The organism is Corticimicrobacter sp. (assembly GCF_040137905.1).
GTDB lineage: Bacteria > Pseudomonadota > Gammaproteobacteria > Burkholderiales > Burkholderiaceae_B > Corticimicrobacter.
Genome location: NZ_JBEFDG010000051.1, coordinates 1 through 22,473 on the forward strand (window position 1 = coordinate 1; position 22,473 = coordinate 22,473).

At 62.5% G+C, this 22,473-nt stretch carries 23 protein-coding genes and 1 tRNA gene; 13 read left to right on the forward strand and 11 right to left on the reverse strand.

From position 1 onward, the window contains the following. Positions 1-144 precede the first annotated feature (144 nt). From ABN482_RS08690 to ABN482_RS08705, 4 genes are read right to left on the reverse strand one after another with little or no spacing between them, the layout of a single operon-like run. Positions 145-1,077, reverse strand: a complete 933-nt coding sequence (locus ABN482_RS08690; RefSeq protein WP_349503614.1) for a LysR family transcriptional regulator — start codon at positions 1,075-1,077, stop codon at positions 145-147. Positions 1,078-1,089: 12 nt separating this feature from the next. Further along, the gene (ampD, locus tag ABN482_RS08695) at positions 1,090-1,680 is read right to left on the reverse strand and encodes a 1,6-anhydro-N-acetylmuramyl-L-alanine amidase AmpD (RefSeq protein WP_349503645.1); all 591 of its coding nucleotides are present in this window, start codon (positions 1,678-1,680) and stop codon (positions 1,090-1,092) included. Positions 1,681-1,726: 46 nt separating this feature from the next. After that, positions 1,727-2,023, reverse strand: coding sequence for a PP0621 family protein (locus ABN482_RS08700; RefSeq protein WP_349503615.1), 297 nt, complete (start codon positions 2,021-2,023; stop codon positions 1,727-1,729). Positions 2,024-2,043: 20 nt separating this feature from the next. After that, the gene (locus ABN482_RS08705; RefSeq protein ID WP_109060051.1) at positions 2,044-2,907 is read right to left on the reverse strand and encodes a cytochrome C assembly family protein; all 864 of its coding nucleotides are present in this window, start codon (positions 2,905-2,907) and stop codon (positions 2,044-2,046) included. A 29-nt stretch (positions 2,908-2,936) separates the two neighbouring features. Between ABN482_RS08705 and ffh the strand changes: the two genes are divergently transcribed. The 3 genes from ffh (at position 2,937) to ABN482_RS08720 (ending at position 7,835) form a co-directional block, all read left to right on the forward strand. Then, on the forward strand, positions 2,937-4,355 hold the full coding sequence (gene ffh / locus ABN482_RS08710) for a signal recognition particle protein (protein WP_349503616.1): 1,419 nt from the start codon (positions 2,937-2,939) through the stop codon (positions 4,353-4,355). 26 nt (positions 4,356-4,381) lie between these two features. Next, complete coding sequence (locus tag ABN482_RS08715) at positions 4,382-5,389, forward strand: helix-turn-helix domain-containing protein (protein WP_349503617.1); 1,008 nt, start codon at positions 4,382-4,384, stop codon at positions 5,387-5,389. A gap of 172 nt (positions 5,390-5,561) precedes the next feature. Further along, positions 5,562-7,835, forward strand: coding sequence for a FepA family TonB-dependent siderophore receptor (locus ABN482_RS08720; RefSeq protein ID WP_349503618.1), 2,274 nt, complete (start codon positions 5,562-5,564; stop codon positions 7,833-7,835). 129 nt (positions 7,836-7,964) lie between these two features. On the opposite strand, the gene lysM is transcribed toward ABN482_RS08720, so the two are convergent. The 3 genes from lysM to thiS form a co-directional block, all read right to left on the reverse strand. After that, positions 7,965-8,411 carry a peptidoglycan-binding protein LysM gene (gene lysM, locus ABN482_RS08725; RefSeq protein WP_349503619.1) on the reverse strand — a complete coding sequence of 149 codons (447 nt, stop codon included), beginning with the start codon at positions 8,409-8,411 and terminating at the stop codon, positions 7,965-7,967. 65 nt (positions 8,412-8,476) lie between these two features. Continuing rightward, positions 8,477-9,214, reverse strand: a complete 738-nt coding sequence (gene trmB, locus ABN482_RS08730; protein WP_349503620.1) for a tRNA (guanosine(46)-N7)-methyltransferase TrmB — start codon at positions 9,212-9,214, stop codon at positions 8,477-8,479. Between the two features lie 3 nt (positions 9,215-9,217). Continuing rightward, a complete protein-coding gene (gene thiS, locus ABN482_RS08735; RefSeq protein WP_349503621.1) occupies positions 9,218-9,418 on the reverse strand; it encodes a sulfur carrier protein ThiS in 201 nt (66 codons plus the stop codon). Positions 9,419-9,504: 86 nt separating this feature from the next. Here thiS and ABN482_RS08740 point away from each other — a divergent pair, with 86 nt between their 5' ends. The 4 genes from ABN482_RS08740 to ABN482_RS08755 are packed head-to-tail and all read left to right on the forward strand — an operon-like array spanning position 9,505 to position 14,759. Further along, entirely contained in the window at positions 9,505-10,179 is a 675-nt protein-coding gene (locus tag ABN482_RS08740) for a 4Fe-4S dicluster domain-containing protein (protein WP_349503622.1), read from the forward strand. Then, positions 10,176-11,822 carry an FAD-binding protein gene (locus ABN482_RS08745; protein WP_349503623.1) on the forward strand — a complete coding sequence of 549 codons (1,647 nt, stop codon included), beginning with the start codon at positions 10,176-10,178 and terminating at the stop codon, positions 11,820-11,822. The genes ABN482_RS08740 and ABN482_RS08745 overlap by 4 nt, the downstream gene beginning before the upstream one ends. 4 nt (positions 11,823-11,826) lie before the next feature. Continuing rightward, a complete protein-coding gene (locus tag ABN482_RS08750; RefSeq protein ID WP_502877269.1) occupies positions 11,827-13,089 on the forward strand; it encodes a complex I 51 kDa subunit family protein in 1,263 nt (420 codons plus the stop codon). Between the two features lie 14 nt (positions 13,090-13,103). Beyond that, positions 13,104-14,759, forward strand: coding sequence for an alpha/beta hydrolase (locus ABN482_RS08755; RefSeq protein WP_349503625.1), 1,656 nt, complete (start codon positions 13,104-13,106; stop codon positions 14,757-14,759). Here ABN482_RS08755 and ABN482_RS08760 read toward each other — a convergent pair. Next, complete coding sequence (locus ABN482_RS08760) at positions 14,719-16,188, reverse strand: DUF1266 domain-containing protein (protein WP_349503626.1); 1,470 nt, start codon at positions 16,186-16,188, stop codon at positions 14,719-14,721. The two genes, ABN482_RS08755 and ABN482_RS08760, sit on opposite strands and share 41 nt — an antisense overlap. Before the next feature lie 178 nt (positions 16,189-16,366). Here ABN482_RS08760 and ABN482_RS08765 point away from each other — a divergent pair. Together ABN482_RS08765 and ABN482_RS08770 are read left to right on the forward strand one after the other, a co-directional pair. Next, positions 16,367-16,440: transfer RNA gene (locus tag ABN482_RS08765), tRNA-Gly, on the forward strand. A 92-nt stretch (positions 16,441-16,532) separates the two neighbouring features. Beyond that, positions 16,533-16,835, forward strand: coding sequence for a hypothetical protein (locus ABN482_RS08770; protein ID WP_349503627.1), 303 nt, complete (start codon positions 16,533-16,535; stop codon positions 16,833-16,835). A gap of 21 nt (positions 16,836-16,856) precedes the next feature. Here ABN482_RS08770 and ABN482_RS08775 read toward each other — a convergent pair whose 3' ends face one another. From ABN482_RS08775 to alkB, 3 genes are read right to left on the reverse strand one after another with little or no spacing between them, the layout of a single operon-like run. Continuing rightward, the gene (locus tag ABN482_RS08775) at positions 16,857-17,537 is read right to left on the reverse strand and encodes a hypothetical protein (protein ID WP_349503628.1); all 681 of its coding nucleotides are present in this window, start codon (positions 17,535-17,537) and stop codon (positions 16,857-16,859) included. After that, positions 17,534-18,085, reverse strand: a complete 552-nt coding sequence (locus tag ABN482_RS08780; protein WP_349503629.1) for a methylated-DNA--[protein]-cysteine S-methyltransferase — start codon at positions 18,083-18,085, stop codon at positions 17,534-17,536. The genes ABN482_RS08775 and ABN482_RS08780 overlap by 4 nt, the downstream gene beginning before the upstream one ends. 4 nt (positions 18,086-18,089) lie before the next feature. Then, on the reverse strand, positions 18,090-18,740 hold the full coding sequence (gene alkB, locus ABN482_RS08785; RefSeq protein WP_349503630.1) for a DNA oxidative demethylase AlkB: 651 nt from the start codon (positions 18,738-18,740) through the stop codon (positions 18,090-18,092). Positions 18,741-18,877: 137 nt separating this feature from the next. Between alkB and ABN482_RS08790 the strand changes: the two genes are divergently transcribed. The 4 genes from ABN482_RS08790 (at position 18,878) to ABN482_RS08805 (ending at position 22,469) form a co-directional block, all read left to right on the forward strand. Then, positions 18,878-19,168, forward strand: coding sequence for a putative hemolysin (locus tag ABN482_RS08790; protein ID WP_349503631.1), 291 nt, complete (start codon positions 18,878-18,880; stop codon positions 19,166-19,168). Between the two features lie 52 nt (positions 19,169-19,220). Then, positions 19,221-19,808, forward strand: a complete 588-nt coding sequence (locus tag ABN482_RS08795) for a flavin reductase family protein (RefSeq protein WP_349503632.1) — start codon at positions 19,221-19,223, stop codon at positions 19,806-19,808. Between the two features lie 4 nt (positions 19,809-19,812). Then, positions 19,813-20,949 (forward strand): metallophosphoesterase, encoded by a 1,137-nt coding sequence (locus ABN482_RS08800; RefSeq protein WP_349503633.1) that lies wholly within the window; start codon positions 19,813-19,815, stop codon positions 20,947-20,949. Between the two features lie 128 nt (positions 20,950-21,077). Further along, positions 21,078-22,469, forward strand: coding sequence for an NAD-dependent succinate-semialdehyde dehydrogenase (locus tag ABN482_RS08805; RefSeq protein WP_349503634.1), 1,392 nt, complete (start codon positions 21,078-21,080; stop codon positions 22,467-22,469). Positions 22,470-22,473: the final 4 nt, after the last annotated feature.

The following is a 22,473-nucleotide window of genomic DNA, read 5'->3' on the forward strand; positions in this document are numbered from 1 at the left end:
GATATGTCGTCAGAAAAGGGCATGACCACGGCGCTGGCGAGCCAGCCCGTTCTTGTAATAAATTGGGTGTCTAGGGGAAAGTCCCGAGGTGTTTTGACGTAGCGACGGGTGCTGCGGGCAATGTGCTGCAGGCTGTGCGTGCGTTCAGTCCGGGTATTCGGTCGTGCGGGCGGTCGTGGCGTTGAAGGCCTCGGCGGCGTCCAGGGCAAGGTCGCGGATGGCTTCCTTGAGAAAGGCGTTGGGGCCGGGCAGGTAGGTGGAGTAGAAGCTGAGATCGTCCAGTGGCAGCCGGCTGGGGAGCGTTTCAAGCTCGCCGGCAGCCAGTATCTTCGGGATGCTGACGGGTGACAGGGCGGCAATGCCAAGGCCCGTGCGTGCCATGTCGATGATGGTGGTAATGGGTGAGATACCCCAGATCCGCAGGTTTGCCAGACCCAGCCGTTCCTGGCTGGCGGCGATCAGGTTCTTGGTCGACAGGGCACTCTTGGGATAGGTGATGATCGGGTAGCGGGTCAGCAGCATCCGGTCGGTGGCGTTGGCTGGCAGGGCAGCCCGGAAGGCGGGCGCGACCAGCAGCCGGAACGGGTAGGCGCAGAGTTTCAGCGAGCGGGCATCGGGGTGGTCCAGCGGTGCGGCCACCAGCCCCAGGTCGAGGTCGAGCGACAGCAGTTGCTTGTGGATTTCCACCGTGGTGTCGACCGAGATATCCAGCGAGATCTGAGGGTACAGTGTGCGGATGCGCTCCAGCAGCGGCGACAGCCAGGTATGTACCAGTGTTTCGGATACGCCGAGGCGGAACGTGCCGCGCAGCAGGGTGCCATTGTCGGAGACGGCCTGCAGCATTTCGGTGCGTATCTGAAAGATTTTTTCGGAATACGACAGCAGCACGGCACCCCGGGTGGTCAGCGTGATGCGCTTGGTTCGGCGGTCGAACAGGCGCACGCCCAGTTCTTCCTCCAACTGCGCGATACGTGCCGAAATGGCCGGCTGGGTCGTGTTCAGGTACTGCGCCGCCGCCCGGAAACCGCCGAGTGTGGCGACCCAGTAGAATGTTTCCAGTGTGCGCATGTCACGCATGGCAGGCTCCGGTCAGGTCGTCTGGCAGGTGGGTGGGAGCGACTTGGCGGCCCAGCCGCATTGCCGGCCATAGGACAGCCAGTCAAATGATGGGCCCGGATCGGTCTTGCGGCCAGGGGCAATGTGTTCGTGCCCGCGCACGGCCGACAGCGGGTGGTGTGTGCGCAGGCAGGCGGTCAGCGCCTGCAGGCGGGTGTACTGGACAGGTTCGTAGGGCTGGCTGTCGGTGCCTTCCAGTTCGATGCCGATCGAGAAATCATTGCAGCGGTTGCGTCCTTCGAACTCGGATACGCCGGCATGCCAGGCTCGCTGCAGGGTGGCCACGAACTGCAGGATCTGGCCGTCGCGCCGGATCAGGAAATGGGCCGATACGCGCAGGCCGCGGATGTTTTCGAACCAGGGGTGGTCGGCCAGCACCAGGCTGTTGGTGAACAGGCGCACGATATGCGGGCCACCGAACTCGCCGGGTGGCAGGCTGATGTTGTGCAGCACCAGCAGGGAGGGGGCCTCGTGACCGGGACGTGCATCCTGGTTGGGCGAGGGCACCCGATTGACGCCGGGGGCGGGCCTGAGCCAGCCTGCCGTATCGAGTTGCAGGGGCATGGAGGGGGAACCGGCACGGCTGTGCATGGTTGCGCTCCGTGGGCGATCAGTGCGTTCGCTCGGGGCGTGCGCCCAGGCGGGCATGTTCGCTGCCGCACCAGGTCTTGCCTTGCTGGAGCAAGGCTTCGGAGCGGGGCAGGTGGATGCCGCAGTGGGCGCAGCGCACCATCTCTTCAGACCCCTGGCCTGCGACAGGTGCGACCGGGCCGCGTCCGGACTGGGTCGGGCGCGGGGGGGCGGGCTGGCGCGCGCGGGCCGCCCGCTTGGCTGCAGCATGCCCCAGCAGCCGGCCTGCGAACAGGACGGCCACAATCAGGATGAACCAGAACAGAATCTTGCCCATGTTGCGTCGGTACCCTTGTGTCAGCGCGTGAGGACGTTTTCGAGCACGAAGCGCGTACCGGTATAGGCCAGCAGCATGAAGCCGAAGCCGGTCATGGTCCAGCGCAGTGCGACCCGACCGCGCCAGCCATGGCGATGGCGACCGATCAGCAGCAGCCCGAACGTCAGCCACGACAGCAGTGTGAAAACGGTCTTGTGATCCATGGGCAGGATGCGCCCGGAGATCATCCAGGATGCCAGCGAGCCGGTGATGACGGTCAGGGTCAGCGCGCCGAAGGCAATCCAGATCAGCCGGAACAGGATGCGCTCCTGCACCAGCAGTGGCGGCATGGCCTCCAGTGTGCGGCTCAGCAGGCCGTGGGTGGCCTGCTCGGCTGCCTCGGGCACGAAAGGCCGGTGCAGGTGACGGTCGAGCGCGGCCATCAGCATGGCATGGGCGGCGACCACGGTGATCAGTGCGTAGGCAGCCAGTGCGATGAGCAGGTGAATGCGCAGCCAGGGATTGCCGGCGTGCGCCACCAGGGTGGCTTCGGGAAACAGGGCGGCCAGCGCCGTGGTGAGCGCCGCGCAGGGCAGCAGCAACAGCAACAGCCCATCGATGCGGAACCACTGGCTTTCTATCCAGAATACAACCAGCCCGAGCCAGAAGGCGACCGACAGGGCCAGGGACCAGCTCAGGTAGATGGCCGGACCGACCAGGATGGACTGTTGCAGGCCGATTCCATGCAACAATAGGGCGAACGCCAACCCGAAGCGCAGTGTCTGCGTTTCGCGTGTGGGACGGGCAGCGTCGGTGTGCTCTGCCGGAATATGGCGCCAGTGCGCCACCGAGAGCAGGAAGTAGCCGAAGGCTGCCAGCGCGTGAAATACAATGCCTGAAGACATAATCCGATAGTGTAAGCGAAACCAGAGCAATGCTTGATAATTTAACCAATCGTTTGTCGCGCGTCGTCAAGACGCTGCGGGGTCAGGCGCGGCTGACCGAGGAAAACACCCAGGAGATGCTGCGCGAGGTCCGGCTGGCGCTGCTCGAGGCGGACGTGGCGTTGCCCGTGGTGCGCGAGTTCGTGGCGCGCGTCAAGGAAAAGGCGCTGGGCGAGGAAGTCATTTCCAGCCTGACGCCGGGACAGGCGCTGGTCGGGATCGTACACAAGGAACTGACCGCGCTGATGGGCGGCGACCTGGGGCTGGAAGCGGGCGAGCTGTCGCTGGCTGCCCAGCCGCCGGCCGTGATCCTGATGGCCGGCCTGCAGGGGGCGGGCAAGACCACCACCACCGGCAAGCTGGCACGCTGGCTCAGCGAGGGCAGCCACACGCAGCATGGCCGCAAGACCGGCAAGAAAAAAGTGCTGGTGGTCAGTGCCGACGTGTATCGCCCGGCCGCTATCGAACAGCTCAAGACGGTGGCCGGACAGGTCGGCGTCGATTTCCTGCCGTCCGATGCTTCGCAAAAGCCCGAGGCGATTGCGACCCAGGCACTGGATCATGCCAAGCGCCACCACTACGATGTCCTGATCGTCGATACGGCAGGCCGATTGGGCGTGGACGAGGCGATGATGCGCGAGATCCGCGCGCTGCACGATTTGCTGACTCCCATCGAAACCCTGTTCGTGGTCGATGCCATGCAGGGGCAGGATGCGGTCAACGTGGCGCGCGCCTTCTCCGAGGCACTGCCGCTGACCGGCGTGGTCATGACCAAGCTCGATGGCGATGCGCGTGGTGGCGCGGCGCTGTCGGTGCGGCATGTCACCGGCAAGCCGCTCAAGTTCGTCGGGGTATCGGAAAAGCTCGATGGCCTGCAGCCCTTCCATCCCGACCGGATGGCTCAGCGCGTGCTGGGCATGGGCGATATCCTGTCGCTGGTCGAGCAGGCACAGCAGTCCATCGATGTCGAGGATGCTGCCAAGCTGGCCAAGAAGCTCAAGTCGGGCGACAAGTTCGACCTGAATGACTTTCGCGATCAGTTGGGCCAGGTCAAGAAGCTGGGCGACATGGGCTCGCTGCTCGAAAAGTTGCCGGCACAGTTTGCGCAGGCCGCCGGTCAGTTGCAGGGCGGCCAGGCCGAGAAGCAACTGCGCCGAACCGAGGGCATCCTCAACTCGATGACGCCGCAGGAGCGTGCCAAGCCGGAACTGCTCAAGGCTTCGCGCAAGCGCCGCATTGCTGCCGGAGCCGGCGTGCCGGTCCAGGAAGTCAACCGTCTGCTGTCGCAGTTCGAGCAGATGCAGGGCATGATGAAGCAGATGAAAAAGGGCGGCATGGCCAAGATGATGCGTGCCATGGGCGGACTCAAGGGGCTGGGCGGCATGAAACTGCCGCGCGGCTTCAAGTAGGGCACACACCTCAAGGAGGGCTCGGCATGGCGCGTGCAGTGACCTCCCTGCTGTATGAGCAGGACCTCAAGCGGCAGCTCGGGCTGATATCGAGCGAGGTCGATGCGCCGGTGCCCGCATCAGCGCCTGACGAGGCCCGCGCTGCGGTGCGCGGGCGCTTTTCAGTCCTGTCCTTGCGTGATGGGCTGTACCTGCACATGTCGGATACGGTACAGGTGCGCGATCATGTGTCCAGTCGGATCCTGCACGAAGGCCTCAAGCTGGCGCTGGTCGTTGATGGGCAGGTCGATATGACATACGGATCACATCGCTTCCTGCTTGGCCCTGGCTGGGGGGCCGAGCAGGGGCCATCGGCGCAGGCAGCTGCTATCAATCTGCGACAGTCTGCTCTTTGTGTGCGGCGAGGCCGAGCGGGTCGCAAGGCCCGCGCCATCAGCCTGACACTTGAGCCATCCTGGATTGGTGACGCAGGTCTCTCGGGGGGCGACGACTGGTCTACGGTGCGTCATTTCCTGGAAACACATCTTGCGACATGCGTCTGGCAGCCTTCAGGACGGATATGTGCCCTGGCTGGGCAGATGCTGTGCACCAACGTGTATGACGATCCCATGCAGCGGCTGTACCTTGAAAGTCGCGCCATCGAAATTGTGGGTGAGGCATTCCAGCAGATCGCCGGTACTGGCCGTGCCGTGGCGCATGAGGGCATGCCTGTGCGGGAGCAACGACGCCTGTTGAATATTCGCGAATGGCTCGACAGCGGTGAGGCCGATCAACTGAGTGTCGGTGAAATTGCCCGACGGTTCGGCATGAGTGCCAGCACACTACAGCGGTACTTTCGCCAAGCATATGGTCAGACCGTGTTCGAATATATCAGGCATTGCCGCATGGCGCGCGCACGCAAGGCACTGGAGAATGAATCCGTCAGTGTGGCGCAAGCGGCGACCATTGCCGGCTATGCCAGTCCTGGCAACTTTGCCACGGCCATGCGTCGGCTTTATGGGCTCAGTCCGGCCCGGATGCGGGCGCGGGTCTGATTTTGACGTTTTTGAATAGTTTTCTGATGCTTGTGCAAACATGCTTGCCCTGTTGCATTTTTATACTGATATGTAAATAAGAATGCATTTCTTTTTGATGCCGGCACGAATTTCCGTACCGGCGTCATGTTGTGTGCCCGGCATTCGGCACATATCGGAACCAGGGAGAGTCATGAGTCATCATCATCAAGGCCTGTTCAGGCTGAATCGTGTGGCAGCCGTCCTGTGCTGCCTTTCAGTTTTTGCGCCGGTACGCGCCCAGACCGTGCATGCACTCGATTCCGTGGATGTGCTGGGTACAGCCGAAGAGGAGCTGAAAGAGTCGCTTGGGGTGTCCGTGATCACTGCGGAGGATCTTGCCAAGCGTCCTCCTGCCACGGATCTGTCAGATATCTTGCGGCGTGAGCCGGGCGTCAATTTGACCGGCAGTGCAGCTTCCGGCATGCGTGGCAATCGGCGGCAACTTGATATCCGGGGCATGGGCCCGGACAACACCATGGTCCTGATCGATGGCCGGCCGGCAAATTCGCGCAATGCGGCACGTCAGGGCTGGACTGGCGAGCGCGATACCGATGGTGACACCAATTGGGTGCCGCCCGAGGCCGTCGAACGTATCGAGGTTCTGCGTGGACCTGCCGCAGCCCGCTATGGTTCGGGGGCGATGGGGGGCGTGGTGAACATTATTACCAAGCGTTCCACCGATGAGCTGTCCGGATCCATTTCGCAATACAACACTTTCCAGCAAGACTCTGACGAAGGTGATAGCCGTCGCACAACATTCATGCTGGCAGGGCCCCTGAGCGACAAGTTGGGCTTCCGGCTGTTTGGCGGTTATGCCAAGACACAACCGGATGCCTTGAACATCAATCGCGGCCATGCCTACGAGCAGGGCGGCATCGTGGCTGCTTCCGGCAAGACCGGTGTGCGCGACAAATACATCAATGGCTTGCTGACCCTGGATATCGATGAAAGTCAGACGCTCGATGTCGAGATGAGCTTCAATCGCAAGAGTGATCTGTATTCCGGGGATACCCAGAATCTCAACGGCTACGCGACCGGCAGCGGTGGTAATTTCGTACCGGTGACGGATCTTTATGGTTCTGAAACGACTGTGGTGTATCGCACCGATCTGGGACTGACGCATCGCGGCAACTGGGATTGGGGCACGTCACGCGTGGGTCTGAGCTATGGGTATACGCGCAATGATCGAGGCACCGAGGGGCTGTTCGGGGGCCCGGAAGGCGCATTCCTGTCGGAGTCGGCTTCGGCGCAATCGCGCTATGTCAGCAAATTCAAGGAATGGCGTCTTGACGGAGAAGTGAATATCCCGTTGTTTGCGGGTGGACTGGATCAGATGCTGACGGTGGGCGGTGAATTCGTACATGAATCGCTGGAGGATCCGGGCAGCATGCGGATACTGACACTGGCCGGGAGCAGTTTCGAACCGAGTGCATTGCCGGGGCGCGATGGCAACGACAAACTGGACTACAACAGTTTTGCCTTGTATGTAGAAGACAATATCCGGGTGACCGATGCACTGACGCTGGTGCCGACCGTGCGCTTCAACCATCATGAAAAATTCGGTTCCAATGTCAGCCCTGGCCTGACTGCATCGTATGCGCTCAACGATGTCTGGAGTATCAAGGGGGGGATTGCGCGTGCCTACAAGACACCCAATATGTACCAGGCCAATCCGAACTATCTGCTCTACAGCCGGGGGATCGGTTGCATGGGGTACATGAGTGCTGCCGGCGGTTGCTATTTGCAGGGCAATGATGATCTCAAGAGCGAGACCAGCATCAATAAGGAAATCGGATTTGCTTACGATGACGGTTCGTTGAGTGGCAGCCTGGCTTACTTCCGTAATGATTACAAGAACAAGATCGTGGCTGGGGTTGATCCCTATGGCCAGGTCGTGTCGGGCGCATCCAATCCGTATCTGCTGCGTTGGGAAAATACACCCAAGGCAGTCGTGTCGGGCCTGGAGGGTAATCTGTTCCTGCCTCTGACCGGGACGTTGACCTGGAATACGAATGTGACCTACATGATCGAATCCAAGGATAAAACGTACAACCAACCGCTGAGTATTATTCCCAAGTACACAGTGAATTCGTGGCTGGACTGGCAGGCCATGCCCAAGCTGTCGCTGCAGGCCACGCTGACCTGGTACGGCAAGCAGGAGCCTGCCTCGTTCGATGTTCGCCGCAACGAAGAGGTTGAGCAAGCACCGTCATTGAGTCCCTATGCACTGGTCGGGCTCAATGCCGGATATGAAATCAACAAGAATTTCCATATCCGTGCGGGGATCAACAACCTGTTCAACAAACGCCTGTATCGTACCGGCCTGAATACCGGCACGAACAATGCGGTCATCAAGGGAGCGGGTGCGCAAACCTACAACGAGCATGGTCGCGCACTGTTCGTCAACCTGACAGCGTCGTTCTGATCGTCATAAAGACAATGCGCCGTCTTCCTGGGTGAAGGCAGCGCCTTTATACAACAGGCAAAAAGGGCAGCCACGCGAGTGAGCTGCCCTTTTCTGTGAACCCCGTGCGCCTCTGGAGGCGCGTCGGCTTCAATCCAGCGGCGGAATGCGCAGCAACTGGCCGGGATAGATCTTGTCCGGATGGCTCAGCAGCGGGCGGTTGGCCTCGAAAATGACCGTGTACTTGGCACCCTTGCCATTGCCGTACTGGGTTTCGGCAATCTTCCAGAGCGTGTCACCCTTGACCACCGTGTAGAAGACGGCCTCGATGGCCACTTCCTCGACATCGAGGTTGTTTTCGACCGAGGCGATGCCCTGTGTGTTGCCGACCGCCAGGGCGATCTTTTCGGCATCGGCGGTGGACTTGGCCTTGCCGGAAATGGTGACCTTGTCGCCATCGACCTTGATATCCAGGCCATCGGCCTGCAGGCCGAGGTCGTCCACGGCTTTCTTGAGCTGGTCGGGCGTTGCCGCCTTGGCTTCGCTGCCGCCGAACAGTTTTTCGCCGGCTTCCTTGATGAAACTGAGCAGACCCATGTGTGACTCCTTGTCAGTGGTGGAACAAAGCAAGTGTATACACGACAGGAATGACCCGGTAACGATCAGCTCGCTATTTGATCATTCCTGACAAAAATCAGATCCCATACGCCATGACCAAGGCGCAGGCCGCGCGTTTCGAACTTGGTCTGGGGGCGATAGTCGGGGCGGGGGGCATAGCCCTCTGCCGTGTTGGTCAGCAGTGTTTCGCCCGACAGGACTTCAAGCATCTGTTCGGCGTAGTTTTCCCAGTCGGTGGCGCAGTGAATGTAGCCCCCCGGTGCCAGCCTGCTGGCCAGCAGGTGGATGAAGGCCGGCTGCACCAGACGGCGTTTGTGATGCCGCTTCTTGGGCCACGGATCGGGAAAATAAATATGTACGCCAGCCAGGCTGGCGGGCGCGATCATGTCGCGCACCACCTCGACGGCATCATGCTGGATGATGCGCAGGTTCTGCAGGCCGCTGGCCTCGATGCGCTTGAGCATGGAGCCGACGCCGGCATTGAAGACTTCGACGCCCAGGAAGTTGTCGCCCTGGCGGGACAGGGCGATCTTTTCGGTGGTTTCGCCCATGCCGAAGCCGATCTCCAGGATCAGGGGGGCGGTACGGCCGAATGCCGTCTCGACAGACAGGCGTTGCGCGGTATAGGGGATCGCCCACTGTGCCGTCAGGCGATCCAGCGCTTCCTGCTGACCTTGTGTGATGTGGCTGCGGCGGTGGACGAAGCTGCGGATATGGGTGCGGTTGGGCTGTGCAGCCAGTTCGTCCGTATCGGGGGCGATGTTGGTGTCGGGCAGACTCATGATTCAGCCGCCTCCTACTGCGACAACGATTTCCAGGCGGTCGTCTGCAGCCAGTCGCGTATCGGCATACTGGCTCTTGGGCACGATCTCGCCATTGCGCTCGACGGCAATGCGCTTGCCGACGTAGCCGAGCTGTTCGACCAGCGCGGACAGGGTAAAGGGAGCGGGCACGCTGTGCGGCTCGCCATTCAGGATAATGTTCATGGGCGCTATTGTAGCGGGAGGGTCTGTCGGGCGGCTACTGCATCCGCTACACTCGAACGACCATTTTATATGAAGGGTTTTGTCGCGTGACTGAAACAGTGCAACTGATCGTCAACGGCCAGGCGCTGGATGCTGCGCCTCATGCCACTATCATCCAGGCCTATGCGGCGGCTGGTGCCACCCTGACGGCCAATGTCGGCTGCATGGGACAGGGCGTCTGTGGTTCCTGTCGCTGCCTGGTACGGCGCGAGGGCGAGCAGGATGTCCGTACCGCGCTGGCCTGTGAAACGCAGGTCGAGGCGGGCATGCTGGTCAGCTTCATTGATTATTTCTCGACCGGGCAGGACCGGGTCTACGACCTGGCGTCGCTGGGCGACGGCTGGTCACGCCTGCAGGAGACGGCCCGCATCTTTCCGCAGGCGGCGCATTGCCGTCATTGTGGTGGCTGTGACCGGGCCTGTCCCAAGGGACTGTCGGTGCAGCAGGGTGTGGCGCACGCCGTGGCAGGAGATTTCGCGGCGGTGGACGACGTATTCGACCAGTGCGTCATGTGCAACCTGTGCTCGCTGGCCTGTCCGGAAGATATCCGGCCCAATCACCTTGGCCTGTTCGTGCGCCGCCAGCGTGCCAGCGCTCAGCGTCCGGCAGACCTGCTGCGTCGGCTGAACGAAATCGAATCGGGACGCATGCAGGTCGATCCGGGTACGGACGCGTCATTATCCTGTACGGACGCAGGGCGCAAACCGGGAGCGCAACCATGACGGCGGGGGCGTCCATGCGCGTGGTGGGCATTCCCTATGTACAGGCACGGGCCCGCCTGGCGGCAGGCGAGCCGCCGTTGCGACCGGAACCCGGGCCGCGCGAGGCATTGCTGCGCGAATTTCATCCCGATCATGCCCCTGCTGCCCGCACGACCCTGCAGGTCGGGCCGAATGCCGGCGACCCCTGTCATCCTGAACTGGCTCGCCTGCTGCAGAGCCGCACGCTGGTCGATGACCGTGATCTGACCGGCGTGCAGACGCTGGAGACCGATGTGCTGGTGGTCGGTGGCGGCGGAGCCGGCTGCGCGGCGGCGCTGGCTGCTGTGCAGGCGGGTGCCCGCGTGCTGCTGGCCGGCAAGCTGCGACTGGGGGATGGCAATACCGTGATGGCCGAAGGGGGGATACAGGCGGCCGTTGGCGATGAGGATAGCCTGCAGCAGCATTTCGAGGATACCTGGCGGGGCGGACATCAGGTGGCAGACCGCACGCTGGTCGCCGGCATGGTCAGCGGCGGGCCGGACACCATTCGCTGGCTGATCGGGCTGGGCGTACATTTCGACCTGGAGACCTCCGGGCCGCACCGGGATTGTCTGGTGCGCAAGCGCGCCGGCGGCACTCAGGTGCCACGCGTGCTGTGCCATCGCGACTTCACCGGCCTGGAAATCATGAGGGTTTTGCGTGAGGCAGTGGAAATGCATCCAGGCATCACCGTCCGCAACCGGCATCCTGTCGTGGAGTTGCTGTCAGACCCGCATGGCGCGTGCGTGGGCGCGGTGCTGTATGACCTGGAGCAGCGCAGGCTGGTGCTGGTGCGTGCCCGCGCCGTGATATTGGCGACCGGGGGCAGCGGCCGCCTGCACTTGCAGGGGTTCGCAACGTCCAATCATTATGGTGCGACCGCCGATGGCCTGGTGCTGGCCTATCGGCTGGGCGCACGTCTGCGCGAACTGGATTCCTTTCAGTATCACCCGACCGGCATTGCACATCCGGCCCATCTGGCCGGTGGCCTGATTTCCGAGGCGGTGCGTTCGGCGGGTACCTATCTGGTCAACGGGCTGGGGGAGCGTTTCATTGATGAGCTGGCACCGCGCGATGTGGTGGCGGCCGCCATCCTGCGTGAATGTGCCGAGGGACGCGGGGTGCTGCATGATGGACAGGTGGGGGTGTTCCTCGACACGCCGGGTCTGCTGGCACGGCAACCCGATGCGTTGCAGCGGCTGGTCACGCTGGGGCATATCGCACACAAGTGCGGCGTCGACCCTGCGCAGGATCCTCTGCTGGTGCATCCGACCCTGCATTATCAGAATGGCGGCGTGGTCATCGATGCGCAGGGTGCGACGGGCGTGCCCGGGCTGTACTGCGCAGGCGAGGTCAGCGGTGGTATTCATGGACGCAACCGCCTGATGGGCAATGCCCTGCTGGATATCCTGTGCTTCGGGCGTCGGGCTGGCCGGGCTGCGGCGATGATGCCGCTATCGCATGGAGAGCGGGTGGGTATCGAGCATGTCCAGGATTGGCATCGCAGCCTGATTCGTGCCGGGCTGGTCGATGCGCCGGCAGCACCCTGCCTGTATCCGAATTACGGTGCCGTACCCTTTGTCCTGCATGCCCATGCGGCGGGCCAGGAGATGGCACATGACTGAGCACATGGCTGATTTCGAACCGGTGTTGCTGCATCCCTCCCGGCAGGTCGGTGCCGACCTGGAGGCCTGGCTGGCCGCCGGTGGCGGGCAGGGGTTGCAGGCGGCGCTGGCGCAACCCGATGCCGTGATCGGTACGCTGCAGGCGGCCGGCCTGCGCGGCATGGGTGGCGCGGGTTTTCCGACCTGGCAAAAATGGGCCGGCATGGCCGAGGTCGAGGCACCGGATGGCGTGCGCCATATCGTGTGCAATGGCAATGAAGACGAGCCCGGTACCTTCAAGGATCGGCATTTGCTGCTGCATACGCCGCACCAGATCATCGAGGGCATGCTGATCGCTGCCGTGGCGCTGCGCGCCAGCCATGTCACGCTGTATGCCAATCCGCACCAGGCCGAGGCGCTGGAGGCCCTGCGCCTGGCCGTGGCACAGTGGCGTACCAGCCCGTTGCTGGGGCGGGTGGCCGAGTGTCTGGGGCGCACGCCTGAACTGAACGTGACACCGAGTTCCGGGCGCTACATCGGCGGCGAGGATACGGCGGTCATTTCCTGGCTGGAGGGCGGTTTTCCGTTTCCGCGCCGCAAGCCGCCGTTTCCGACGCAGCAGGGTGTCGGTGGCGCGCCGACGCTGGTGAACAACGTCGAGACCTTTGCCAATGTGCCGCATATCCTGAGCCGGGGGGCTGAGTGGTATCGGTCGTTGGGCCAGGGTGAGGCGGCGGGCACCAAGCTTTATTCGCTTTCCGGTGATGTGCTCAATCCGGGCCTGTACGAACTGCCCATGGGCACGTCGCTGCAGGATCTGGTATTCGTGCATGGCGGCGGCATGCTGCAGGGGCGGGCCTTCAAGGCGGTTTTCACGGGCGGGCCGTCCAATACGCTGCTGACGGCGGCCGATCTGGATGTCGCGCTGGATTTCGATTCGGTGCGGGCGCGCAAGTCGCGACTGGGCACCGGCGCAATGATCGTGATTTCCGAAGGAACCAGCGTGGTGCGCAAGGTGTCGGAATATATCGACTTCTTCGCGGCCGGATCGTGCGGGCAGTGTCCTTCCTGCAAGTGCGGCACGTTCCAGCTTTCGCGTCTGCTGCATCGCTTTGATAGCAGCCACGGTTCGGCCGACGACCTGCGGGCCTTGCGCAACCTGTGTGGTATTTTGCCGGGCAGCGGGCGCTGCGGCCTGATCGATGGTGCGGTCACGGTCGTGGAAAGCTCCCTGCACACTTTTCCCGAGGAATATGGCGCGGTGCGCCAGCCCCTGCCTGATATCTGACTGGACCTCTGCCCATGCCCAGAACCGATCTGTCTCCGTTTTCGCTGTGCGGCATAGGCCTGGTCCTGGGCACATTGCTGTTTGCTGCTTCGCTGACACCTTCCCTGGTACCGCGTGAACCCTGGATACAGGGTGTGCTGGGTGGTTTCTGCCTGGCTGCCGGCTATGGGTTGGGGGTTTTGCTGCGCCGGTTGTGGCGTGCCATGGGCCTGCCTGCGCTACCGGAGCGTGTGCGGCGCGTGGCCCTGCTGCTGACCTTGGCGCTGTGCCTGATCGCTGCGGCGCTGGCGTTGTGGTGGGCGGCCGGCTGGCAGAACCGGTTGCGGGCGCGGATGGAAATGGTGCCCATCGACAGTGCCGGGCCGCTGAGTATCCTGGCGCTGGCGTTGCTGACCTTTGCCGTGCTGCTGGCGCTGGCGCGCCTGTTCGGCTGGATCCGGCGCTGGTTTTCGGCACGGCTGGGGCGCTATCTGTCACGGCCGGCCGCCGCGCTGGTCGGTATTGTGGTGACGGCTACGCTGTTCTGGAACATCGGCAATGGTGTGCTGGCCGACCGTGCCATGCGTGCTGCTGATCGGATCTACAGCGGGCTGGATGCACTGATCGAGGATGACGTGGCCCAGCCTTCCAATCGTCTCAAGACCGGTGGGCCGGGGTCCCTGGTGGATTGGCAGCAACTGGGCCGGCAGGGGCGGCGCATGATTGCGGCCGGTCCTGGTGCGACACGGATTGCAGAGATGACGGGGCTGCCTGCGCAGGAGCCGTTGCGCGTCTATGTCGGTCTGAATTCGGCCGATACGCCTCAGGCACGGGCCGAGCTGGCCTTGCAGGAACTGTTGCGCATCGGTGCTTTCGAACGGAGCAACCTGGTAATCGCCACGCCGACAGGCACTGGCTGGGTTGATCCGGAAAGTCAGTCGGCGCTGGAGTATGTGCTGCAGGGAGATGTCGCCACCGTTTCGGTACAGTATTCATACCTGCTGAGCTGGCTGGCGCTGCTGGCCGATCCGCAATACGGCGTGGATACTGCGCGTGCCGTGTTCGCCGCCGTCTATGGGCACTGGCGCAGCCTGCCGCCCGACGCGCGGCCGCGTCTGTACTTGCAGGGCCTGAGCCTGGGGGCGCTCAATGGCGACCAGAGCCATGATCTGTACCAGGTCATCGGTGCGCCCTATCAGGGTGCGCTGTGGTCGGGGCCGCCTTTCAGCACGCCGACATGGCGCGCGGTCACCGCTGCCCGGCAACCCGGTTCGCCGGCCTGGCTGCCGCGTTTTGGTGACGATTCGGTGGTGCGATTCACGGCGCAGGACAACCGGCTTGATGACGCTGCCCAGCCCTGGGGACCCTTTCGCATCGTGTTTCTCCAGTATGCCAGCGATGCCGTGACTTTTTTCGATCCACGCGCCTTGTGGCGCCGCCCGGCCTGGATGCAGGCTCCGCTGGGGCCGGACGTGTCACCCGACATGACCTGGATTCCGGTGGTGACATTCCTGCAACTGGCCTTCGATCTGATGCTGGCGACCGAGCCGCCCAAGGGGTATGGGCATGTCTATGCGTTCGATCACTATGCGGATGCCTGGGCCAGCCTGACCTCGCCGTCAGGCTGGACACCGGAGCGACTGGCTGCGCTCAAGCAGCGCGTTGCGCAAGCTGCTCGCGCAGGGCAGTAAAGGCCGCAACCATGTTGTCTACGTCCTGCTGCATGAGGGCGCGGACCTTCTTGGAGTCCATCTCGATGGCCTTTTCTTCGGTCAGGCCATAGCGGCCGTAGTTGTCGGGAAACGAGATCAGCTTGCGGCCATTGACCTTGACGGTCAATGAGCACAGCAGGCCGCTGGCGTCGCAGGTGAACTGCATGGGCGCGCTCCAGGCCACGAAGCGCTTGCGCATGCCGCCGAAGAAGATGAAGGGACGATGGGAGAAGTGGATGCCCCGATCCGTCAGCATGATGTATTTGAACAGCCCCGTGTCGGCCTGCAGGAAGGGCGCTTCACCCTCCTGCAGATTGAAAAAGAAGGGGTCTTCGGCCTGCTCCTGGAAACTGGTCGAGCCCGTGGCGACGGGATCGCCGGGCAGGGAGATCGAGTCTTCTTCGCCACCCGGGTGCAGCTCGGAACCATATTGCCAGACTTCGGCCAGGTCAAAGCGGGCAAAGACCGGCAGCGCAACATCCTGGATCACTGCGCTGGCGGTCTGCCCGGCCTGACCCAGCATGCCGGCAATCAGGCTCAGGTCGCTGTCGGGCCACAATCCCGAGATGGCCAGCGGAAAGTGCGCTGCCGTCACCATGTCGCGCACGAAGATGATGTAGTCATCGCTGTCCAGCGTACGCCCGCCACCCTGCGGAACCAGCATGCGCTTGCCCAGCAGGCAACTGAAGAAAAAGGTCTGCCAGTCCGGATACAACTGTTCGATCTGGCTGCCGTAGTGATCGATCAGGGCCAGCGCTTCTTCCTCCGACAGGAAACCGGCCGTGGCAGCGCTGGCGAGAATGTCGATGAGGCGGGAGTGGTTGAAGCCGACAATCGAAAAATCTCCGGCAGGTGCCAGCCAGTTTTCGTGTGCCTCAAAGAACGCTGTCAGATGCTCACGATATTCACCTTGTTCGGGCAGGAAGGTGCTGGCGACCGTCTGGCGCAGATCTGCAAAATAGCGCTGGCGCGTCTCGTCGTCGGCCGAGCCGATGCCGGTGATCGGATCGTAGCGTGCCGCCAGCGCCTGCAACTGGCCGTCAGCCAGGAATGCATGGGTGACCTGCTCGGGGCTCAGGCTTGCAAAGTCCTGGCGATGTGCCAGATAGATGCGGCCCAGCAGCGCATGTACAGGTCCGTCGATCCAGTCGCCCTGCTGGAGCGATTCGACATAGGCCTTGAGACTGTCGCGATCAGTGATGCCGTAGTTTTCCTCGAGCGAGGCGCGCAAGGCGTTGCGGTGTTCTGCCGGATCGGCAATGTGCAGGCCGAGAAAGGACTGGCGCTGGTCTTCGTCGGTCAGCGGCGTGGCGCTTTCGATTTGCTTGAGGCGGTAGTGGGGATAACGGTAGACGGCGCCCAGCGCGACATATTTGTTGACCGGCTGTTGGCTGGCGGGGTGCTGCATGATGAGTCTTTCTAAAAAACGAAGGGGCAAAAATTGTAGGGCAGGCTGTCTCGCCAGGAGGTTGCAAATTGCGTGGGGAGATGTGTGATGCTGGCGAGGTGGGGCAGGGGATTTTGATGTACACTTGCGACCTGCCGTACACCTGCTGTGTACGGTGTCTTTGCGATCACTTCGCAATGCGGGTGTAGTTCAATGGTAGAACGGCGGCTTCCCAAGCCTCAAGCGTGGGTTCGATTCCCATCACCCGCTCCAGTCAAGCCTCATGTCCAGATCGTCACGCCACAAGGCTACGGAAAAGGTTGAGCCCCATGCGAGCTTGTGTTCTTGCTGGCGTTGCTGCCGCCTTGATTCTGGCGGGCATCGATGTCTATATCTTTCTTTCCAGAACCGATGAGATGGCCGCTGTGAGCGTGCCCCGGTTGTTTTTCTCTATTGTTTTCCAGGCCGTTGGGGTGGCCGGCATTGTGTCGATGACGCTTCCCGGACAGGCTCCCTGGCGCAGATTTCTGGAAGATACCCACAAGGCGCTGCCATGGATCATGGCCGCAGGGGGTGTGCTGTTTGGCCTGGCGTTGGCGGTTGGGGCGCTGCATTACAGTAATTGCGCGCGCTGGGATTTCAATCGCGGCGTCATGTGCAGCGAATAGTGTTTCGACCGTCACCCGCCTTCACTCCCTCAACCCCCTGATCATGCCACGCGCCCGTCCTCCCGCCTTGGCGGCCTGCGGATGCGGATGCTGTGCGCAAGTCTGCGCAACCTCGGCCAGTGCCTTGTGCGGCCGTCTGCAGATTTCCAGCGCTATCGCTTCTGCAATATAAAAATCTTCGTGGCTGGCCAGTTGGTGCAGCAAGGCAAGATCGGTCAGATCAAGCGAGGGGATCAGCGCCGGCACCCGCACATCGGCATCGGCTTCCTCCAGCATCGTCAGGATCCAGTGGCCCAGCGCATGCTGGTCTTCGGCAATGGGCGATAACTCAGGGTGCCGGTCTTCCAGAATCTGGTGTTCTGCTCTGGCCGCGATGGCGGCCGACAGAAAGTCGGACAGTGATGCATATACGATGCGGCTTGCGCCATCATGGGAGAGCCAGCAGATTGCGCCGCGCAGCGGTCCGGTCGAGACATACAGGTGGTGATTGCTGGTCTGGACATCGTCCAGGATAAGGCCGCCGAGCTGTCGCATGAGCGGATGAAAATGCATCTGCTGCGACAGGTGCTGTGCTTCTGCCCAGGTTAGTAACTGCTGCGAGTGATCTTGCGGCAGGTGCAGGCTGGCGTGCTCGACCTCTTCGAAATAACGTGTCAGATCGGTCGGCTCGGTGTGGCCTGGCAGGGTGTCGGAAAAAGTCATGGTGTGTCCCAAAGAGATGCTTGTCCTCCCGCCGCCTGTGCGCCCTCATGCGCCAGTAGCCAGGCCTTGCGTGGCAGGCCGCCACCATAACCTGTCAGTGTGTGATTCGCACCGATAACCCGGTGGCAGGGCACGACGATGCTGATCGGATTGGCACCGTTGGCCAGCCCGACGGCGCGGACAGCCTTGGGACGGCCGATGCGCTCGGCCAGGGTACGGTAGCTGATCGTGGTGCCGCACGGAATGGTCCGCAATATGGTCCAGACCTGGCGCTGGAAGTCGGTGCCGCCGGTGGCAATATCCAGATGGTCGATGGCATCGAGACGCCCCTCGAAATAGGCCCTCAGGGCCAGGGTGGCGGTACTGTCCTGCGTGCTGTCGCGCAATGTCAGGTCTAGGCGGGGATTCTGGCGGCGCAGCAATTGGCGCAGGCTGTCTTCGTGGTCGAACCAGTCCAGCGCCCGCAGTCGGTCCTGTTCGTCGGTGACGATCAGCATCTCGCCAAGCGGCGAGGGCTGGCGTTGCAGCAGGAATGTAGTGGCAGTCATGGCCTCAGCTTGCCTTGCGGAATGTCAGGTTGATGCGCTGCGCGCCCAGTACCGGATGGGGATGGTGCGGCAGCGGCATGATGCCATGGTAGCGCAGTCGGTCGGGGCCGCCCCACACGGCCACGTCGCCATGATGCAGCGGCACATGGGCGGTACGCTCGGCGCGTTGCAGGCCACCGAACAGGAAGGTGGCGCTCATGCCCAGCGACACGGAGACAATCGGGGCCCGCAGGTCGCGCTCATCCCTGTCCTGGTGCAGCGACATCCGGGCACCCGGCAGGTAGCGGTTGATGAGGCAGGCATCCGGCTCGAAGCCGGGAAAACCGGCGGCGTCGGCCGCATTGCAGGCCAGTTGCCGCAGCGCGGGTGGCATGGCGGGCCAGGGACGGCGGGTATCGGGATGGACGCAGCTGTAGCGATAGCCATATCGATCCGATGTCCAGCCTAGGGGGCCACAACTGGTGAGCATGACCGACATAGGGCGGCCACCCGGCGTGTTGATGCGGCGGAAAGGCGCTTCAGCCTCGATAGAGGCCAGTGCCGACAGCAACCCGTCTTCGCCCGCGAGTGCAAAACCACGCAGGATGCAGGCACCGGGGCCGATACGCTCGAATTCGCCGGGAGCGGCATCGCGAAACAGGTCCAGGGTTGTCATGGGCGCAGGGTGATCACAATGGGAATCAGATGACAGGAATGGAATTGCATGAAAGGCTGTGTTTATGAACAGTGTAATTCCATTCCAGCTATGATCGTATTTCCATCCTGGATATCCGGATCAAAAGGAGTCGACTCATGAACCCTCGTACATCCCGCCATTCCCGATCCCTGGGCCTGCTGGCCGTCTCCATGGCGGCAGGCCTGTCGGCCTGCGCAGTCGAGCCGCCGCAACGGGAAGCGCCACCTATGATCGGCATGGCCAATCCTGCGTCGGTCTATTGCATCGAGCAGGGCGGCAAGATCGAGATCCTCAAGGGCGAGGATGGTGGCGAGTACGGTGTATGCCACCTGCCCGACGGGACGGAAATCGAGGAGTGGACACTGTTCTACCGCGACCATCCCCGGCAGGGCAGCGCCACCCGCTGATCAGGGCCGATGCCAGTAGACGATACCAAGACAGAGAAAGAGATAGACGACGATGCATGAACATATTGCAGCAGTGCCCTTGGACAAGGCGTTTCGCCTGCTCAACCATGGGCCGACCATCCTGGTTTCCGCACGCCATGACGGGGTGGATGATGTCATGGCGGCGTCCTGGGCCTGCGCGCTTGATTTTGATCCGCCCAAGCTCACGATCGTGCTCGACAAGATCGCCAGGACGCGGGATCTGGTCGAGCAAAGTGGTTGCTTCGTGATCCAGGTGCCGACGGTGGCACAACTGGAACTGACTTACCAGGTCGGTCATCGCAGCCTGCACACGGCACCGGACAAGCTGGTGCGCAGCGGTGTCGAACTGTTCGGGATCGATGGGCAGGCGTTGCCGTTCGTGGCGGGGTGTTCGGCCTGGCTGGCTTGCCGGCTGATTCCCGAGCCGCACAACCAGCAGACCTACGATCTGTTCATTGCCGAAGTCGTAGGAGCCTGGGCGGATACGCGGGTGTTCCGCGACGGGCACTGGCACTTCGAGCGTGCCGATCCGGCATTGCGCAGCCTGCACTACATTGCCGGTGGCCGTTTCTATGCGATCGGTGAGGCGCTGGACGCAGATACACATACGCAGGGTTGATGCCATGTTTCATGTTGTCAGTGGTTTGATTGCCCTGTATGTCATCTGGCGTTTTGTCTTGCCCTTGCCCTGGCAGCGACCAGGCAAGGTTGTTCTTGCTGGCGTGCTGTTGCTGGTGGCCGAGCATCACCTGGTGACCCGGACATTTTTCGGCACCATGTCGTCTCCCGAAGTGCCGGCTACGGTCTTGTTGGTGCTGGGCTGGGCATTCGGCACGCTGATCCTGCTGGCTGCACTGCTGTTGCTGAGGGATGTGCTGGGCTGGGTGACAAGGCCACTTTCCCGGCGGGTGTCAGACACGCTGTTCGGTAGCGGGGGGCTGCGGCTGGTGCTGGCGGTGACTTCGGCCGTACTGGCCGGCGTCGGTGTCTGGCAGGCCGTGCGTGTGCCGGAGGTGCGCACGGTGGAAATCGAATTGCCTGGGCTGCCGACCGCGCTGGACGGGTTTACGGTCGTGCAACTGACTGACCTGCACGCCAGTCGCCTGCTGCAGCGGCCCTGGATGGAGGCTGTGGTGGCGCGGACCAATGCGCTGTCTCCCGACCTGACGCTGGTGACCGGGGATCTGGTTGATGGCACGCCCGAGGCACGTGCCGACGACGTGCGCCCGTTGGCGCAGCTGCAGGCGCGCCACGGTGTCTTCGCCATTCCGGGCAATCATGAGTACTACGCCGAGTACCAGGGCTGGATGGCAGCATTTGAACGGCTCGGATTGCGCATGCTACCCAATGCGCATGTCGTGCTGCCGGTGGGCGACAGCACACTGGTGGTGGCGGGAGTGACTGATCCGGTTGCGGCCCAGTTCGGATTGCCAGAACCTGATATCGGGGCGGCGCTGGCCGGTGTCCCCGAGACAGATGCCGTGATCCTGATGAGTCACCGGCCTGTCGGGGCGGATGCCTACGCGCAGGCCGGCGCGGATCTGCAACTGTCGGGACATACCCATGGCGGGCAGGTGCTGGGCCTGCATCTGGCCACGCAACTGGCCAACGAGGGCTATGTGTCGGGTCTGTACCGGGTCGGGGCGATGCAACTTTATGTGAGCAACGGTGCAGGCCTGTGGAATGGTTTTCCGATCCGGCTGGGACGGCCTTCGGAGATCACACGCTTGGTCTTGCGGTCGATGCCGGTTGGTGAGTGATGCTGCTGGATCGTGGAAAATCTGGTTTCTTTTTGTTTCAAAAGGGAGGGGGACTGCTGACCTTCGTCATGTCGCAGACGTGTTTGGAGGATTAAAGTAGTCTTGCAACTCATATAAAGGACTGCAACATGACTTACGCAAGCATCAATCCCTACACTGGCGAAACCATCAAGACGTTCCCCGATGCAACCGATGCATCGGTCGATGGTGCCATTGACCAGGCACACAAGGCTTTTCTGGCGTGGCGTGAGACATCGTTCGCCGAGCGTGGGCGCATCCTGCAGCGGGCAGCCGACCTGCTGCGCCGCGATGCCAAGCACTATGCCAAGCTGCTGACCATGGAAATGGGCAAGCTGTATACCGAGGCACAGGGCGAGGTTGAACTGTCGGCCAAGATTCTCGAATATTACGTCCGCAACGCCGAGAAACTGCTCGAGCCCGAAAAACTGCCGGTGCTGGATCCGGAAGAAGGCGAAGCCGTGCTGGTGCATGAGCCGCTGGGCGTCATCCTCGCCATCGAACCCTGGAATTTCCCCTATTACCAGATCGCCCGCATCCTGGCCCCGCAACTGTCTGCCGGCAATACGCTGCTGCTCAAGCACGCCTCCAACGTGCCGCAGAGCGCTGCTGCCTTCGAGGGCCTGATGCGTGAGGCCGGCCTGCCGGAAGGGGCCTTCATCAACCTGTATGCCACGCGCAGCCATATCGAGCGCATCATCAATGATCCGCGCGTGCATGGTGTGGCCCTGACCGGCTCCGAAGGCGCGGGTGCCATCGTGGCAGCGCAGGCTGGCAAGGCGCTCAAGAAATCGACCATGGAACTGGGCGGTGCCGATGCCTTCATCGTGCTGGCCGATGCCGATCTGGACAAGGCCGTCAAATGGGCCGTGTTCGGTCGCCACTGGAACGGTGGCCAGGTGTGCTGCTCGTCCAAGCGCATGATCATCGTCGATGAACTCTACGATGCCTTCCTCGAGCGCTACCGTGCTGGTGTGGCAGGCCTGGTGGCGGGCGACCCGTTTGATGCCGCCACCACGCTGGCACCGCTGTCCTCGCAGAGTGCTGCCGACGAAGTGCGTGAAAAAATCGAGGAAGCCATCAAGCTGGGTGCCAAGGCCGAGGCCGTCGGCCCGGCCGTGCCGGCGCAGGGTGCTTTCGTGCAGCCGACCATCCTGACCGACCTGGCCGAAGACAATCCTGCCCGCTACTGGGAATTCTTCGGCCCTGTGTCGATGCTGTTCCGCGCCAAGGACGAAGATGATGCCGTGCGCATCGCCAATGATTCGCCGTTTGGCCTGGGTGGTTCGGTCTTCACCACCGATATCGAAAACGGCAAGAAGGTGGCACAGCGCGTGTCGACCGGGATGGTGTTCATCAACCACCCGACCAAGGTCGAGGCCGACCTGCCGTTCGGCGGCATCCGCCGCTCCGGCTATGGTCGCGAGTTGCTGGGCCTGGGCCTCAAGGAGTTCGTCAACCACAAGCTGATCGACGTGGTGGATATCGATGCTCATTTCTGATTAA

Coding starts and splice junctions, on each gene's coding strand:
- ABN482_RS08690 (WP_349503614.1), bottom strand. CDS start 1,077: ATGCGTGACATGCGCACACTGGAAACATTCTACTGGGTCGCCACACTC.
- ampD (WP_349503645.1), bottom strand. CDS start 1,680: ATGCCCCTGCAACTCGATACGGCAGGCTGGCTCAGGCCCGCCCCCGGC.
- ABN482_RS08700 (WP_349503615.1), bottom strand. CDS start 2,023: ATGGGCAAGATTCTGTTCTGGTTCATCCTGATTGTGGCCGTCCTGTTC.
- ABN482_RS08705 (WP_109060051.1), bottom strand. CDS start 2,907: ATGTCTTCAGGCATTGTATTTCACGCGCTGGCAGCCTTCGGCTACTTC.
- ffh (WP_349503616.1), top strand. CDS start 2,937: ATGCTTGATAATTTAACCAATCGTTTGTCGCGCGTCGTCAAGACGCTG.
- ABN482_RS08715 (WP_349503617.1), top strand. CDS start 4,382: ATGGCGCGTGCAGTGACCTCCCTGCTGTATGAGCAGGACCTCAAGCGG.
- ABN482_RS08720 (WP_349503618.1), top strand. CDS start 5,562: ATGAGTCATCATCATCAAGGCCTGTTCAGGCTGAATCGTGTGGCAGCC.
- lysM (WP_349503619.1), bottom strand. CDS start 8,411: ATGGGTCTGCTCAGTTTCATCAAGGAAGCCGGCGAAAAACTGTTCGGC.
- trmB (WP_349503620.1), bottom strand. CDS start 9,214: ATGAGTCTGCCCGACACCAACATCGCCCCCGATACGGACGAACTGGCT.
- thiS (WP_349503621.1), bottom strand. CDS start 9,418: ATGAACATTATCCTGAATGGCGAGCCGCACAGCGTGCCCGCTCCCTTT.
- ABN482_RS08745 (WP_349503623.1), top strand. CDS start 10,176: ATGACGGCGGGGGCGTCCATGCGCGTGGTGGGCATTCCCTATGTACAG.
- ABN482_RS08750 (WP_502877269.1), top strand. CDS start 11,827: ATGGCTGATTTCGAACCGGTGTTGCTGCATCCCTCCCGGCAGGTCGGT.
- ABN482_RS08755 (WP_349503625.1), top strand. CDS start 13,104: ATGCCCAGAACCGATCTGTCTCCGTTTTCGCTGTGCGGCATAGGCCTG.
- ABN482_RS08760 (WP_349503626.1), bottom strand. CDS start 16,188: ATGCAGCACCCCGCCAGCCAACAGCCGGTCAACAAATATGTCGCGCTG.
- ABN482_RS08775 (WP_349503628.1), bottom strand. CDS start 17,537: ATGACTTTTTCCGACACCCTGCCAGGCCACACCGAGCCGACCGATCTG.
- ABN482_RS08780 (WP_349503629.1), bottom strand. CDS start 18,085: ATGACTGCCACTACATTCCTGCTGCAACGCCAGCCCTCGCCGCTTGGC.
- alkB (WP_349503630.1), bottom strand. CDS start 18,740: ATGACAACCCTGGACCTGTTTCGCGATGCCGCTCCCGGCGAATTCGAG.
- ABN482_RS08790 (WP_349503631.1), top strand. CDS start 18,878: ATGAACCCTCGTACATCCCGCCATTCCCGATCCCTGGGCCTGCTGGCC.
- ABN482_RS08795 (WP_349503632.1), top strand. CDS start 19,221: ATGCATGAACATATTGCAGCAGTGCCCTTGGACAAGGCGTTTCGCCTG.
- ABN482_RS08800 (WP_349503633.1), top strand. CDS start 19,813: ATGTTTCATGTTGTCAGTGGTTTGATTGCCCTGTATGTCATCTGGCGT.
- ABN482_RS08805 (WP_349503634.1), top strand. CDS start 21,078: ATGACTTACGCAAGCATCAATCCCTACACTGGCGAAACCATCAAGACG.